This window comes from Ruegeria sp. BHSB064, assembly GCF_059613205.1.
Genome location: NZ_JBXWSB010000002.1, coordinates 21,076 through 35,208 on the forward strand (window position 1 = coordinate 21,076; position 14,133 = coordinate 35,208).

At 58.5% G+C, this 14,133-nt stretch carries 12 protein-coding genes; 3 read left to right on the forward strand and 9 right to left on the reverse strand.

From position 1 onward, the window contains the following. Positions 1-98 precede the first annotated feature (98 nt). Positions 99-2,561, forward strand: a complete 2,463-nt coding sequence (locus AC2FNU_RS00710) for a penicillin acylase family protein (protein WP_496784235.1) — start codon at positions 99-101, stop codon at positions 2,559-2,561. 109 nt (positions 2,562-2,670) lie between these two features. After that, complete coding sequence (locus AC2FNU_RS00715) at positions 2,671-3,066, forward strand: nuclear transport factor 2 family protein (RefSeq protein WP_496784236.1); 396 nt, start codon at positions 2,671-2,673, stop codon at positions 3,064-3,066. A gap of 1 nt (position 3,067) precedes the next feature. Here the strand turns inward: AC2FNU_RS00715 and AC2FNU_RS00720 are convergent, their stop codons facing one another. From AC2FNU_RS00720 to trkA, 5 genes are all read right to left on the reverse strand, one after another. Continuing rightward, the gene (locus AC2FNU_RS00720; RefSeq protein WP_496784237.1) at positions 3,068-3,376 is read right to left on the reverse strand and encodes a putative quinol monooxygenase; all 309 of its coding nucleotides are present in this window, start codon (positions 3,374-3,376) and stop codon (positions 3,068-3,070) included. Between the two features lie 18 nt (positions 3,377-3,394). After that, positions 3,395-4,666 carry a GTPase HflX gene (gene hflX, locus AC2FNU_RS00725; RefSeq protein WP_496784238.1) on the reverse strand — a complete coding sequence of 424 codons (1,272 nt, stop codon included), beginning with the start codon at positions 4,664-4,666 and terminating at the stop codon, positions 3,395-3,397. Next, on the reverse strand, positions 4,666-4,905 hold the full coding sequence (gene hfq / locus AC2FNU_RS00730; protein WP_005982826.1) for an RNA chaperone Hfq: 240 nt from the start codon (positions 4,903-4,905) through the stop codon (positions 4,666-4,668). Before hfq ends, hflX begins: the two co-directional genes overlap by 1 nt. A gap of 132 nt (positions 4,906-5,037) precedes the next feature. Then, positions 5,038-6,576 (reverse strand): TrkH family potassium uptake protein, encoded by a 1,539-nt coding sequence (locus AC2FNU_RS00735; RefSeq protein WP_496784239.1) that lies wholly within the window; start codon positions 6,574-6,576, stop codon positions 5,038-5,040. Next, entirely contained in the window at positions 6,576-7,952 is a 1,377-nt protein-coding gene (trkA, locus tag AC2FNU_RS00740; protein ID WP_496784240.1) for a Trk system potassium transporter TrkA, read from the reverse strand. Before trkA ends, AC2FNU_RS00735 begins: the two co-directional genes overlap by 1 nt. Positions 7,953-8,048: 96 nt before the next feature. On the opposite strand from trkA, the gene AC2FNU_RS00745 reads away from it, so the two are divergent. Continuing rightward, positions 8,049-8,531 (forward strand): hypothetical protein, encoded by a 483-nt coding sequence (locus tag AC2FNU_RS00745; protein WP_480799725.1) that lies wholly within the window; start codon positions 8,049-8,051, stop codon positions 8,529-8,531. On the opposite strand, the gene AC2FNU_RS00750 is transcribed toward AC2FNU_RS00745, so the two are convergent. From AC2FNU_RS00750 to AC2FNU_RS00765, 4 genes are read right to left on the reverse strand one after another with little or no spacing between them, the layout of a single operon-like run. Beyond that, positions 8,523-9,686 (reverse strand): MFS transporter, encoded by a 1,164-nt coding sequence (locus tag AC2FNU_RS00750; protein ID WP_496784241.1) that lies wholly within the window; start codon positions 9,684-9,686, stop codon positions 8,523-8,525. The genes AC2FNU_RS00745 and AC2FNU_RS00750 overlap by 9 nt on opposite strands. A 53-nt stretch (positions 9,687-9,739) precedes the next feature. Further along, the gene (locus AC2FNU_RS00755) at positions 9,740-10,318 is read right to left on the reverse strand and encodes a helix-turn-helix domain-containing protein (RefSeq protein WP_496784242.1); all 579 of its coding nucleotides are present in this window, start codon (positions 10,316-10,318) and stop codon (positions 9,740-9,742) included. Between the two features lie 24 nt (positions 10,319-10,342). Then, a complete protein-coding gene (gene ntrX / locus AC2FNU_RS00760; protein ID WP_171179966.1) occupies positions 10,343-11,752 on the reverse strand; it encodes a nitrogen assimilation response regulator NtrX in 1,410 nt (469 codons plus the stop codon). Beyond that, positions 11,749-14,013 carry a sensor histidine kinase NtrY-like gene (locus tag AC2FNU_RS00765; protein ID WP_496784314.1) on the reverse strand — a complete coding sequence of 755 codons (2,265 nt, stop codon included), beginning with the start codon at positions 14,011-14,013 and terminating at the stop codon, positions 11,749-11,751. Before AC2FNU_RS00765 ends, ntrX begins: the two co-directional genes overlap by 4 nt. Positions 14,014-14,133 lie beyond the last annotated feature (120 nt).

The window sequence follows — 14,133 nt, forward strand, 5'->3', positions numbered from 1 at the left end:
CCTTTCTACGCAGGTTCTTGCGGCGTTCCTCTTTCGGTCAGACCCTCCATCCACTAGTCTCGGCGCAATCTGAATTCGAACGATAATATGGGGCAGTAATGGGTCTTGTTTTCCGCTGGCTGGTGCGCATCGCGTCGGGTCTGATTTTTCTGATCCTTGCCGCTGTGGGCCTTGTCTACTTCCTGGCCAGCCAATCCCTGCCGGATTACGATCAGACCCTTGAAGTTGATGGCCTGACCGCCCCGGTCGAGATCGTACGCGACACGGCCAATGTACCGCACATACTGGGCCAGACCGATCCCGATGTGTTTTTTGGCCTGGGATATGCCCACGCACAGGATCGACTGTGGCAGATGACGGTAATGCGCCGCACGGCTCAAGGCCGACTGTCCGAAATTTTTGGCACACGCACTTTGCGCATTGACAAGTTGCTGCGTCGGCTGGATCTCTATGGTCTTGCCCATCGGTCAGTCGAGGTTCAGGACGACTATACCAAAGCCGCTCTGCGGGCTTATGCGGCCGGGGTCAATGCAAGGCTTACCGAAATCAACGACGAGGCGCTGGGTCGCGGTGCGCCGGAAATGTTCCTGTTCAACGCCCCCGTATCGCCCTGGCAACCGGGCGATAGCCTTGCGATCATAAAGTTGATGGCGTTGCAATTGTCCGGGCACTTGACCGACGAAGTTCTGCGCGCTCGCACGTCTTTGATGCTGAACAATCCCGAACGTCTTGCCGATATCCTGCCTGATGTACCAGGCCCCGGCATCGCGGCTTTGCCGGAATATGCATCCCTGTTGCCCAATCTTCCACGCTATGCCGCCGGAACCGAGGCCCCCGAGACACCTCTCTCGCCGCTTCCAAAACGCGGTCTGGCCGGAGCTTCGAACGCCTGGACAGCCGCCCCATCTCGGTCGGCAAGTGGCGGCACACTCCTTGCAAACGATCCACATCTGGGTTTCACGGCGCCTGGCATTTGGTATCTGGCGCATCTTGATCTGGAAAAAGGCGGTGTGATCGGGGCTTCGATACCCGGTGTTCCTGCCATTATGACCGGACGCAGTGAACGATTGGGATGGGGGCTGACCTCATCTTATCTGGATGATCAGGACCTGCACATTGAACAGCTGAACCCGGACAACCCCGAAGAGTATCTGACCCCCGAAGGCTACAAAGAATTCCAGACCCGCCCATCAATCATCGCCATCAAGGATGAGGCCCCGGTCACGTTAACCCTGCGCTGGACAGAGAACGGCCCGGTGCTGCCCGGTACGGACTACAAACTGGACACAATCACACCGCCCGGCCATGTGGTGTCTCTGTCCTGGACGGCGCTGAGCCCGCGCGACACCTCCATGACCGCGTCTATGGCCCTGATGAACGCGGATAACGTGAATCAAGCCATTCAGGTGGGCGAGCAGTTCATCGCTCCGTCGCAGAACCTGTCGCTGGTTGACCGGACCACCATCGGTATGAAACTGATCGGTGCCATGCCACAGCGCGATTTGCAAAACCAAAGCCGCGGGCGCATTCCTAGCCCCGGATGGATTGAAGCAAACCGCTGGCAAGGCCGTTTGCCCTATGCGGACAATCCCGAATTTGTCGCCCCGGTTGGCGGTATTCTGGGCAATACGAACAACAAGATTATCGACCGCCCCTTCCCCAACCATGTCTCGTTTGAATGGGGGGATACACAGCGGGTGCATCGGTGGGATCGCCTGATGCAATCGCGCGAGGTCCATACCCGCGACAGCTTTATCGAAGCGCAGTTGGATACAGTTAGTTTTACGGCCCGGTCCTTGCTGCCGTTGATCGGAGCGGATTTGTGGTTCACCGGTGCGTCTGCGCCCGAGGGCACGCCGGAACGACAGCGTCAGATCGCCTTGTCGCTGCTGGCGGACTGGAACGGTGAGATGAATGAACACCTGCCCGAGCCGTTGATCTATGCGGCATGGCTGCGGGCGCTACAGATCCGGTTGATCGCGGATGAGCTTGGGCCACTGGCCAGCGAATACAAACACGTGGAACCGCTGTTCATCGAGCGCGTTTATCGCGACATCGACGGAGCAAGCGTCTGGTGTGATGTACGGCAAAGCGCCCCTGTTGAGACCTGCACCGAAATGGCCCGACTTGCGCTGGATGACGCCCTGATCTGGATCTCTGAACGCTATGGCAGTGCGCTTGAATCCCTTCGCTGGGGCGATGCGCATCAGGCCACGCATGATCACCCGGTTCTGGGCGACGTGCCTGTCCTGCGCTATTTCGTGAACATCCGCCAATCGACCAGTGGCGGCGACAACACGCTGCTGCGCGGACGTACCTCGGGCGAAGGCCCCGACCCGTTTCAAAACGTGCACGGGGCCGGGTATCGCGGCGTGTATGACTTTGCTGATCCCAACAGCTCGGTCTTTATCACCGCGACCGGTCAGTCGGGTCATTTCCTGTCGCGCTACTACGATGATCAGGCGCAGCTGTGGCGGCGCGGCGAGTATATCCCAATGTCATTGGACCTTGATCTGGCGCGTGCTGCTGCCGTTGGCGTGACCAATCTGATCCCGCGATAATCCGCCTATTCGGCAACTCCTCGCCCCAACTTCCGAGGCGTCGTGGCACCGTGAACCTTTTTCGCCTATGATCGCTCCACCGATTATGTGGGACCAAAGGGGGGCGGATATGGCCAGCATTCGGGATGTCCTGAATAATCTTGCGCGGGACTACGCGATTGCATGGAGTTCCGGCGACCCTGATGCAGTTGCCGGCTTCTTTGCACCTGATGGACAAATCACGATCAACCGAGGCGACCCCATAGAAGGGCGCGCGGCGATTGCCGATATGGCTCGCGGCTTCTACGCCGACTTCCCGGATTTAGAGGTCCGTTGCGATATGATGCGATGGGCCGGATCTCACGCCATTTTTGTTTGGACCCTTGAAGGGAACCACGCCGAGACAGGCAACCACGTTGTCGCGCGCGGTTGGGAAGAGTGGGAATTGACGTCAGACTATCTTGTAAAGTCATCGCTGGGCTGGTTCGACGCAGATGACTACCAACGGCAGATTGACGGCAAATAGCTTAACGCGCTCGATCCTCAGCCGTTTCTATCGTGTAGTTCCTGGGTATTCCCTGTGTGACCTGAAACCAGTCTGACGCCTTGGCCCGCGCCTGATGGGCGTCAAACGCTGCTTGATTTGCAAACACTTCCGACACCATGAACCGCCCGGTCGTCGTCTGATCTTCCACAACTTCGAAAGATATACAGCCCTCTTCCGCCCGTGTGAGAGAGATGTGGAGCGGTAATGCTGCCCGCACAGCTTCAAGCCGGTCGGGTGGCACGTCGATATGGCCTTTCAGGAAAACCCTTTGATCCGATACATCCGACATGCCCGCCCCTTGTCCTGTTCAAAGCGACGCAAACTGCGCGGCCTGTTTGTCCGTCCACAAAACGGTCAGGCGGAACCCGTCTTCGGTTTGATCCTCGCTCTGGACAACATCCTGACGGAACAACCACGCCCGCTTGTCACCTTCGGCGAAAGAGAGGTTCAGAACAACCTCGTGCCGTGCCCCCTGAAGCAGTGTGGCGATCTCGGCCAACAGCGGGTCAACGCCTTCGCCCGTTACAGCCGAGATTGAGAATATCGCAGGGTCCCGTTCGGCCCGCGCCAAAGCGGCGTCTTTGTCTTCGGGGTTCAGCAGGTCGATCTTGTTCCAAACCTCAAGCCGTGGTCGTTCCTCATCGACACCTAAAGAGGTCAGGATGGACTCAACATCCTGCGCCTGCGCATCCGTTTCCTCGTGGCTGATATCGCGCACATGCACGATCAGGTCTGCGCCCAGCACTTCTTCGAGGGTTGCCCGGAAGGCTGCCACAAGCTCGGTTGGCAAGTTCGAGATAAAGCCCACAGTGTCCGACAGGATCACCTCGGGGCCATCAGGAAGCTGTACGCGCCGCATGGTCGGATCCAGCGTGGCAAACAGCATGTCCTTGGCCATGACTTCGGCCCCGGTCAGACGGTTGAACAGGGTCGACTTACCCGCGTTTGTATACCCCACAAGGGCAACGATGGGATACGGCACCTTGGCGCGCGCGGCCCTGTGCAGAGTGCGGGTCTTGACGACTTTCTGCAACTGACGCCGCAGCCTGACCAGTTGCTCATCAATGGCGCGGCGGTCGGCTTCGATCTGGGTTTCACCCGGTCCGCCAACGAATCCCAATCCGCCACGTTGCCGTTCAAGGTGGGTCCAGGCGCGTACCAATCGCGTGCGCTGATAGCTGAGAGCCGCCATTTCGACCTGCAACACCCCTTCACGGGTGCGGGCGCGGTCGCTGAATATCTCAAGGATCAGCCCGGTTCGGTCGAGGATCTTGACCTTCCACGCCTTTTCCAGATTTCGTTGCTGTACCGGTGTGACCGGCCCGTCGATCAAAACCAGCTCGATTTCGCTGTCATGCAGACGTTCGGCCAGTTCTTCGATCTTGCCACTACCGAACAAAAGCCCCGGCTGTGCGCGTTGCAGGCGTACGATCTCGGACCCGATCACATCCAGGTCGGGCAATGCAGCGGCCAATGCAACCGCCTCGGCCAGCGCCGGTTCAGGGACACGGCGCTGTTCATCTGATTTGATTTCGGGATGCAGCACCCAGGCTCGGGTGCGCCTCCGGTCATGTTCCATCAAGAGGCGTCTTCGCCCTCATACAGGTTGATCGGCTGCGATGGCATGATGGTTGAAATCGCGTGCTTGTAGACCAGCTGCGACTGTCCGTCGCGGCGCAACAATACGCAGAAATTGTCGAACCAGGTGATCACACCCTGCAACTTCACGCCATTGATCAGGAAGATCGTTACCGGAACCTTAGCTTTCCGTACATTGTTCAGGAAGGCATCCTGAAGATTCTGTCTGTCCGAAGCCATATTTTTATAATCTCGCCATTGTTCTTGCTACGCGCTGCGGACCAACGCGCTCCCTCCGGGCGAGTATGGAGTGCCGCGAAGAGATATTCCAGATGAAAAATAAGGCGATAACGTCCGAAGGGCGTGTTCGGCTCAATCGCGCCACAGCGACGGTGTGATCAGGGCGATGATCGCCAGCGTCTCGAGCCGACCGATCACCATCGCGGCACACAGCGTCAGTTTTGCCCCGGAAGACAGATCAATTATCCGGATCGGGACATCCGTGGCCAGTTCGATCAGCGGACCCGTTGTCGTCAAAGTGGCAACACTCAGCACCATAGCCTGTTCAAAACCGGACCCCATCGCCGCCAGCAAAAGGTTAAACACCGCCAGCGTCAGGGCGAAAAGCATCAAAAATATCCAGGCGATAAAGGCCCCGTCGCTTTGAATGCGCCGGTTGCCGCCGCCGACACCGCTGACGGATGACGGGTAAATCAGGCGATCAATCTCGCGCGCGCCGTTCAGATACAACGCAAAAACCCGCAGCAGTTTGACGCCTCCGGCCGTGGTGGCGACCCCGCCGCCGATCAGCGCCAATCCCATCAGCAGCAGTCCGGGTGTCCCCAGGCCCGATAATTGCTGGGCATCGTTCCAGTTCGCACTTTCAAATCCGGCGGTGGTCAGGAAGGCCAGCACAGTGAACAGCATGCCCCAGATCACCTGCAATGCCTGAAGCGGCGCTATCTGCCCACCGATCTCGGTCACGCCAGCCACCACCCGGAAAAACAACAGAAGTGCAACGGCCAGAACGATCATCAGACCGATGCGAAATTCGGGGTCTCTGTCCAAACGTGAATATCCGGTGGTGGCAGTGTCCGTCGAAAAGGTCAGGCGCGAAAGGGCAAAGAACAGGAAAAGGAAAAGGATTGCTTCACCGGTAAATCCGGCCTGTGCGCCTTCCATACCGCCAACCGGAGAGATACCCGAAGTCGCCATCACTGACATCGCGTGACAGACAGCCGTTAGCCCGGCCTCACCCGCGATCAGCAGAAGCACCCAGATCACCGCAGTCAGCCCGGCATATACCGGTGTCAGCGCCCGCGCCACACGCAGCAAACGGCCGCGCGGGTCCACGCGTTCGCTTTGTGCGACGCCCGATACCGGACGCCCAGGTTGCCCTTTCGCGGTCACCTCGAACCCGCCAAGAGACAGCGGGGCCAAAATCGCGGCCGCGGCGATCCACATCAGCAAACCGCCCATCCATCCGACAAGCGCACGCCACAAATGCAGCGGTGCGCTCAGCCGGTTGTGATCCGGGAACAGATCGGCCCCGGTGGTTGTCAGGGCGCTGACCATATCGAAATAGGCGTTCAGAAACGTCGTCGTGCCAAGTGCATCATGAAACGGGATCGCCAAAAAGATCGGCAGAATTGTGAAACAGCCCAGCATCACAGCCAACTGCCCCAAAGTACCCCGCCGTGGAATTCGGTTAGATGAGGCTATTGCAACGATCGAGACCAGAAACAGACCAAGAATGCCGGAGTACAGAAAAGACCGCGAGGTGTCGTGATCGTCCAGCACCAACGCATAGAGCGCCGGAATCCACATGGCCAGAGATACGATTGCCCAGATCAGCAGGAACAGCGGTAGCCGCTGAATTAACCCAACTTGTTGTGTTCCCGCTCGCGCCATCAGAAGAAATCGATTGATACCTGCATCAGGCGCTCGACCTCGGGCACGTCCTTGGACATGGCAAAAATTGCGACGACATCTTTTTCATCGATCCGCAGGCTGCCCGTAGGGCGCAGAACCTCGTCTCCTTTGCGCACCGCGCCAACCAGCACACCTTCGGGAAAATCGATATCGCGCAACCTTTGCCCCGCCATCGGAGATGTGGACAGCACCTCGGCTTCGATCACCTCGGCCTCGGCGTCGCCGATAGAGTAAACCTGTCGCACGCGCCCATGCCGGATGTGACGCAGGATCGAGCTGACGGTGGTGGCACGCGGGTTGATATAGGCGTCAATGCCCAACGGACCCATAAGGGCAACCATGCTGGGATCGTTGATCAGCGCAATCGCCAGCGCACAGCCTTCGGCTTTCGCACGCACGGCAGCCAACATGTTGGTCCGGTCGTCATCTGTAACGGCCAACATCGCATCGGCGCGGTCAATCCCGGCCTCTTTCAGCAGCCCGGAATCCAAGCCGTCCCCGTGCAGAACAATCGTCCGCTCCAACGCTTCGGCCGCGATCTCGGCGCATTTCCGATCCCGTTCAATGATCTTGGCGCGCACCCGGCTTTCGCGTTCTTCCAGCGTGCTGGCGACTTCCAATCCGACATTGCCACCGCCCACGATCACAACCCGATCCTGACGCTTCTGGGCTTTGCCGAACACCTCCATCGTGCGGTTCACGTCGTTTACATTGGTGAAAACGTAGCATTCATCACCGACGAACAGCTGGTCTTCGGACTCAGGCGCAAACAATGTGCCGTCGCGCCGAACCCCCACCACGATCGAGCTGAGCGTGGAAAACAAATCCGTCAGTTGCCGTAGCGGCGTATTCACGATTGGGCAGTCCTCTTCCACTCTGATACCTAAAAGCTGCGCCTTGCCACCCATGAAAATCTCGGTGTCAAAGGCCGATGGGGCAGACAGGCGGCGCATGGCGGCAGCTGCAACTTCGCGTTCCGGGCTGATCACCACATCGATGGGCAAGTGATCGCGGCGGTAGAGGTCCGAATGAATGGCTTCCAGATATGATTTCGACCGAAGGCGCGCGATCTTGCGCTGGATCGAGAACACCGAATGCGCCATCTGACAGGTGACCATGTTCACTTCGTCAGAATGGGTCGCGGCGATAATCATGTCGGCGTCGCGGGCCCCTGCCCGCTCCAGCACATCCGGGTAGCTTGCAAACCCGGCAATGCCCTGCACATCCAGTGTTTCCGTTGCCCGTCGCACGAGGTCGGGATTGTTGTCCACGACCGTCACGTCATTCAGTTCGCCCGAAAGGTGCCGCGCTATCTGCCAGCCAACCTGACCTGCGCCGCAAATGATGACCTTCATGTTTCTGGCCCTTCTGCCTGAAAGGATTGAATGACAGATGCCCCCAAAGCGGTCAATTGAATTGTCATCCCTGCGCGGCTGCGGCAAGATAAGCATATGAAAACGCTGTTTCCTATGCTTGTGACCCTAATGGTGCTGTCCGCATGCAGCGGGCCGCTTTCGCTCTATTACCGCGAAGGGGCAACTGTTTCCCGCCTGCAGCAAGAAACGACCCAGTGCCAGCTCAAGGCGGTCAAAGAGGTGCCCGTTGCAAATCAGATCCGTCAAAGCCCGCCAACATATTGGCCGGGGCGCACCTATTGCGACGGTCGGGGGCGGTGTTACCAGTCCCCGGGATGGTGGCAGCCAGGCCGGGTGTACACCGTGGACGTAAACCAGGGCCTGCGCAACACGGTCGAGGCGCAGTGCATGGCGCAGAAAGGGTTCCGTCCCGTCAGCCTGCCGCCCTGCAAATCCGGCGTGAAGTCAAGCGTGCCAGCAACGCGCACAACGACCCTGCCGCCACTTACAACGCAATCGTGTTTTGTCAAATTCGATGACGGATCTTTTCAGATCATTTCGCCGGGTCAGTCAGGCTGAAGCGATTTGCGCCGCACGCTGGCGAGCCAGCGCGATATGCGCAAGGATCGCGATTGCATAAATTCCGATCACACTCAGCAGCATCCCGGCCTCATCCACACGCCACAAAACCGCCAGCAGAACCGGTGTACCCAGCAAGTTTCCCGCGTTGCCCATTTGCGCCATCGCCCCATAGCTGAGCGCCTGCGCCTCGGCCGTTTGGTTCAGGATCGGTACGGCGGCAAAGCTGCCCCCTTGTACAAGGCCCAAAACGGCAAACAGCAGAACGCACACGATCTCCAGCGGCAGGCCTAGGAAGGCCCCGGCAACGGACAAAATGCCCAACCCGAATCCCAGATTGACCACCGCAACGCAGGGCATCACGTTCAACAGGACGGGTACTGCCACCCAACTCAGGACAATTCCCGCCAGCGGCATCAACCCGGCGACATGCGCGCTGAGGTCTTCCGGCAAACGACCAGGCAGGATGGCCAGCAAAGACACAAAGGTCAGCGTATAAAAAAACCACCCCACCGCCGGGGCCGACACGAAGGGAGAACGATAGGTGCGAAGATGAACGTTCAGCACGTCTGTCCACTGCCAGGGCTTGATGTCAGAGGCAAGTTGCACGCGCATCTGGCAGATCAGGATCACACCGGCAACGCTAATCATCAAGAAACCATGCAGCAGGAAGAACGTGGTCAGGCCGAAAGAGGCAATCAGCGGTAATCCGATCCACGCATTCAGCGCAAAAGCGACACCGAAGAATGTGCTCCATAGGACCATCGCGATGTTGCGCGCCTTGCCGGTTGTGATTTGCGCGATCAGTGTGGGCGCAGCGACGACAATGGCCAGATGCGAAAGCCCTTCGACAAAGCGGCTGGCCAGCATGACGTAAAACCCAGGCCATGTCGCTTGAAACATCGAAATCGCGCCACCGAGGCACAAGCCGAAGATCAAAAGCTTCATGGGCCCGACCCGCCCTACGATGGCCCCGGACAAGGCCCCAAGCAAGGCTCCGATTAGGCTGATGATCGACAGCAACCATCCCATGGTTTCGGTGTGATCAGGATACAGTAAGACAAGCTCGGGAAACGGAACTGCAATTTTAGCAAATTGCGTCGCCGCGCCCAGACCAGCAAGCCAGAGAAGAAGAACCTGAAATATCTGCACCATAAGCCGCTTCTACAGCGCCCAACCGGATCGAGGAACGCATAAATTATGCGGCCTCAGTGTCTGGATCCGCTGACCAGACGAACAGGCGTTCCGTCAGACAGATACAAACGTTCCCAGATGATTTCGCCAGCGCTGATGCGAATACGGTCATGGACAGCTTCGGACGTCAGGAACGCCTTTGGTGCGGGCGTATGCATGTCCCACCATCCGTCGGCGTCAAGTTCGGCTTCGGCTGCCTGTATTTCTTCCGTTGCAAACTGCCAAAGCGACACGCCCAGCAAGGCGTTCTGGCTGGTTTTCCAATCGCGCGCCCGGCTCGCTGAATACGCAAGACACCTGTGGCTCGCCTCTTCGACCAAATGCACACAGTCTGACGAGCTCATGACCAACCGCCGCAATGCGCTGTCGTCAGCGCGGGTCGGACCAAGGGCCGCAAAGACGGCCTGTTGGGTCTCGGGTGGCGGTGTCTGACCGCCTCTTTCCCACCGCGAGACGGTTGCCTGATCCACCTGCAACAGCTCAGCCAGATGAGCCTGCTTGAACCCGACGGACCGGCGCAGCCGTTTCAGGCGCTTTCCGAAACCCGGATAGCCGCGGGTTTCAAGCCGGTTCGCTGTTCTCAAAACACTCATTGCCAGCCCAGCCGCTCCGGCGGATTACTCCGCCGGTTCCGGCTCATCGATTTGCGCGACACGTGCACCGGACTTGTTCGACGTCACCACGCCCAGCGACTTCAGCTTTCGGTGCAACGCGCTGCGCTCCATTCCCACAAAGCTGGCCGTCCGGCTGATATTGCCGCCAAAGCGATTGATCTGTGTCAGCAGGTACTCCCGCTCGAACGCTTCACGCGCCTCGCGCAGCGGCAATGTCGCCAGCGCGCCCGACAGAACGACACGCCCCGAATCTTCGGTCTTGTCTTCTTCACTTGGCAACTCGCGCGCTTCGATCGGGCCGGTTCCGTCGCCCAGAATCAAAACCCGTTCGATCAGGTTCTTGAGCTGACGCACATTCCCCGGCCAGGTCATTGTCTGCAACAGGGCAACCGCCTCTTCCGAGAGTTCGCGGATCGGCAGACCTTGGGTTTCGTTACACATTTCGATGAAATGCTGGGCCAGAACCGGAATATCCTCGCGGCGATCTTCCAGCGAAGGAACAGCAACCGGCACAACATTCAGACGGTGATACAGTTCTTCGCGGAACCGCTCGGCTGCGATTTCTTCGTCAAGATCCTTGTTGGTGGAGGAAATGACCCGCAGATCCACGCGCACTTTGTCAGATCCACCTACGCGCTGGAACTGTTGATCCACCAGCACCCGCAGGATCTTGGATTGCGTGCCCAAAGGCATGTCCGCCACTTCGTCAAAGTAAACCACACCACCGTGGGCTTCTTCCAGTAATCCGGGTTCAACGCCACGCTCGGCGGATTCGCGGCCAAACAAGACCTCTTCCACGCGCTCAGGCTCGATCCCCGCACAGTTCACGGTCACAAAGGGCGCGTTTGCGCGGTTGGAATGCGCATGGATATAGCGCGCGGCAATTTCCTTGCCCGACCCGGCCGGCCCGCTCAGCATCACGCGGCCGTTCGATTTGGTCACTTTGTCCAACTGACCCTGCATGGCCCGGAACGATGCGGATTTGCCGATCATGTCCGAGTTGTTCACCTCTTTGCGCTTCAGCGACGCATTCTCGCGGCGCAGGCGAGAGGTCTCCATCGCGCGGCGGATCACCACCATCAACTGGTCAATGTTAAAGGGCTTTTCGATAAAATCATACGCGCCCTGCTTGATGGCGGCGACAGCGATTTCAATGTTGCCGTGTCCGGAAATGATCACCACAGGAACATCCGGGTTGTCGCGTTTCACCGCTTTCAGAATATCGATCCCATCCATGCGGCTGTCTTTCAGCCAGATATCAAGGATCAACAGCCCCGGCGGTTCGGAATTGATTGACGCCATACACTCATCCGAGTTGGCTGCCAGCCGGGTTGAATAGCCTTCGTCCTCCAGAATGTCGGACACCAGCTCGCGAATATCGCGCTCGTCATCTACGATCAGAATGTCACTCATCTTTGGCCTGCTTTCAGTTTGTTGGTTCTAATTGCCTGCTTCTGTGGCGCAACGGTCGAGGACATATTGGCCCCCGGCAAACGGATTACGGCCATCGCGCCAAAATGGTCCTGTCCGTCAAAGACGGGCGCATCCTCAAGCGTCAGCGCTCCGCCGTGTTCTTCGATGATTTTCTTGACGATGGGCAGGCCCAGCCCCGTCCCTTCGTCGCGTGTCGTTACATAGGGTTCAAACAGTCGCGCCCGATCCTCGGGCAGACCGATCCCGTTATCTGCAATGGTGATGACCGTACCTGCATCATCACTGGAAACTGCCACTATTATCTGTGGTTTGAGATTTTCTGGTGCCCCTTTTTCCTTAAGGGTACCAATCGCTTCTCCGGCGTTTTTAATCAAGTTCGTCAGAGCCTGATGCAACATCGTCGCATCCAAGTCAGCCATGATGGGTTGCTGTGGCAAATCCGCGTCTATCTGCACGTCCGGTTGCCCCGCCTGTTGCAATACAACCGCTTCACGCACGAGTTCGACCACGTTTTCTTCGCGGCGCTCAGGCTCGGGCATTCGGGCGAATTTCGAGAACTCGTCCACGATACGTCGCAGGTCGTTGGTCTGGCGCACAATGACACCCGTCATCGACTCGAGGCTATCGCAATCCTCCTCGTCCAGCTTGCGCGCGAACTTGCGTTTGATGCGCTCTGCGCTCAACTGAATCGGGGTCAGCGGGTTCTTGATTTCATGGGCGATCCGGCGGGCAACGTCGCCCCACGCCGCCATCCGCTGAGCACTGACCAGATCGGTCACGTCATCAAAGGCGACCACATAGCCTTCCAGCCCTCCGTCTTCGCCACGGCGGATGGCCATGCGTACCAGCAGGTTTTCCAACCGACCTTTGCGGGTGACTTTGACCTCCCCTTGAACAGCCTCCTGCCCGCTGTCTTTCAGGCTTTCGAACAAAGGCAGAAACTCGGGTACTGCAATGCCGATAGCCAAATGTTCTTCGCCCCGCGACCAGTCCAGCAAACGTTCAGCCGAGCGGTTCACGAAGGTCACGCAGCCTTCGGGGTCAACGCCGACAACACCTGATGTCACCGAACTGAGAACCGAGTCGAAAAGGCGGCGGCGGCTTTCAATCTGCCGCGTGTTTTCGAGCAGGGTGTCCCGCTGTCCTTTCAACTGTCGGGTCATCTGGTTGAAGTACCGACCCAGCATGGCGATCTCGTCATCGCTTCGCTCTTCGATGACCTGAACGCTGAGGTCTCCGGCCCCAACCCGCTGTGCCGCTGTTGTCAAACGCCCCACCGGACGTGACAAACGTTCGGCGAACCACATACCCAATGACATCGCAGCAAGGATCAGAATCAGCGCAAAGCCCAGATACAAAAGGCCAAATTCGAACAGCACCCGGCCCCGTTCGCTTTCCAATTGTTGGTAAAACTGCGCCGTTTCTTTGGTGTCATCCAGCAGTGTCAGCAACTGCCCGTCCACTTCGCGGCTGACATAAAGATACCGGTCCAGATAAGCCGTCAGGGGCACCAGCGCGCGGAATTCGTTGTTCGGCCAGTCAGCTATGATCAACAGCCCGGTGTCGGTGGCCTCGGCCATTTGTTCCGACGAGGGCGCTTCGTAGTTGAACAGGTATGACCGATCACCGCGCGATTTGATTTCACCGCTACCGTCGATGACATAAGCTTCCCGCAATCCGCGTTGGATCTGCCCCTGCCCCTGCGCCAGCACCTCGCGCAATTCAGCGTCCGAGATGTAAAAGTCCAGCGAGCGCGCGTTGTCCAGATACCGCGCAAGAACAGACGCATCCTGAACCAGACCGCGGCGGTGTTCCTGCTCATAGGCCTCCGCTGCAGTCAGCGACGATCCCACCACTTGCCGAACCCGATCCGAGAACCAGCCTTCAAGGCCGATATTCACAGTGAGCCCTGCAAAAATCGCCACGGTAACGGTGGGCACCAGTGCCAGCAGCGTAAACGCGCCGATCAGCCTAAGGTGCAAGCGTGAGCCGGCCGACTTGGCACGCCGCGCCGCGATCAGGCTGCCCACCTGCCCCAGCACCAGTGCTGCAACAACCAAAACGTAAACAAGGTCAGCCAGCAGAATGAGTCGCAGGGTCGGTGCCGTCGATCCGAGATCAAAAGGGCCGATGACCAGATAAGTGGCCAGCGCAAGAATTGGCCCTAAAAGGACCAGCCCAAAGGTGCCGAAATTGCGCAGTTTTCGTGATTTACGCCATCGACTTATCGATGGGATCATCCCGCTCTGTGCTCGGGTTGCCACCGTCTGCCCTCATCCTGATGTGCCGCGTTTGCGGCTTACCGCCATATATCGTGATCTTTTCCCAACAGATGCCGGGATGCCACGGTTTGTGTGGCG

What these genes read in the sequence shown, in the direction of transcription:
- AC2FNU_RS00720 (WP_496784237.1), bottom strand. Translation starts at nt 3,376, where the DNA reads ATGTCGGATGTATCGGATCAAAGGGTTTTCCTGAAAGGCCATATCGAC.
- AC2FNU_RS00765 (WP_496784314.1), bottom strand. Translation starts at nt 14,013, where the DNA reads ATGATCCCATCGATAAGTCGATGGCGTAAATCACGAAAACTGCGCAAT.
- AC2FNU_RS00755 (WP_496784242.1), bottom strand. Translation starts at nt 10,318, where the DNA reads ATGAGTGTTTTGAGAACAGCGAACCGGCTTGAAACCCGCGGCTATCCG.
- AC2FNU_RS00715 (WP_496784236.1), top strand. Translation starts at nt 2,671, where the DNA reads ATGGCCAGCATTCGGGATGTCCTGAATAATCTTGCGCGGGACTACGCG.
- hflX (WP_496784238.1), bottom strand. Translation starts at nt 4,666, where the DNA reads ATGGAACATGACCGGAGGCGCACCCGAGCCTGGGTGCTGCATCCCGAA.
- AC2FNU_RS00710 (WP_496784235.1), top strand. Translation starts at nt 99, where the DNA reads ATGGGTCTTGTTTTCCGCTGGCTGGTGCGCATCGCGTCGGGTCTGATT.
- AC2FNU_RS00745 (WP_480799725.1), top strand. Translation starts at nt 8,049, where the DNA reads ATGAAAACGCTGTTTCCTATGCTTGTGACCCTAATGGTGCTGTCCGCA.
- AC2FNU_RS00735 (WP_496784239.1), bottom strand. Translation starts at nt 6,576, where the DNA reads ATGGCGCGAGCGGGAACACAACAAGTTGGGTTAATTCAGCGGCTACCG.
- AC2FNU_RS00750 (WP_496784241.1), bottom strand. Translation starts at nt 9,686, where the DNA reads ATGGTGCAGATATTTCAGGTTCTTCTTCTCTGGCTTGCTGGTCTGGGC.
- hfq (WP_005982826.1), bottom strand. Translation starts at nt 4,905, where the DNA reads ATGGCTTCGGACAGACAGAATCTTCAGGATGCCTTCCTGAACAATGTA.
- trkA (WP_496784240.1), bottom strand. Translation starts at nt 7,952, where the DNA reads ATGAAGGTCATCATTTGCGGCGCAGGTCAGGTTGGCTGGCAGATAGCG.
- ntrX (WP_171179966.1), bottom strand. Translation starts at nt 11,752, where the DNA reads ATGAGTGACATTCTGATCGTAGATGACGAGCGCGATATTCGCGAGCTG.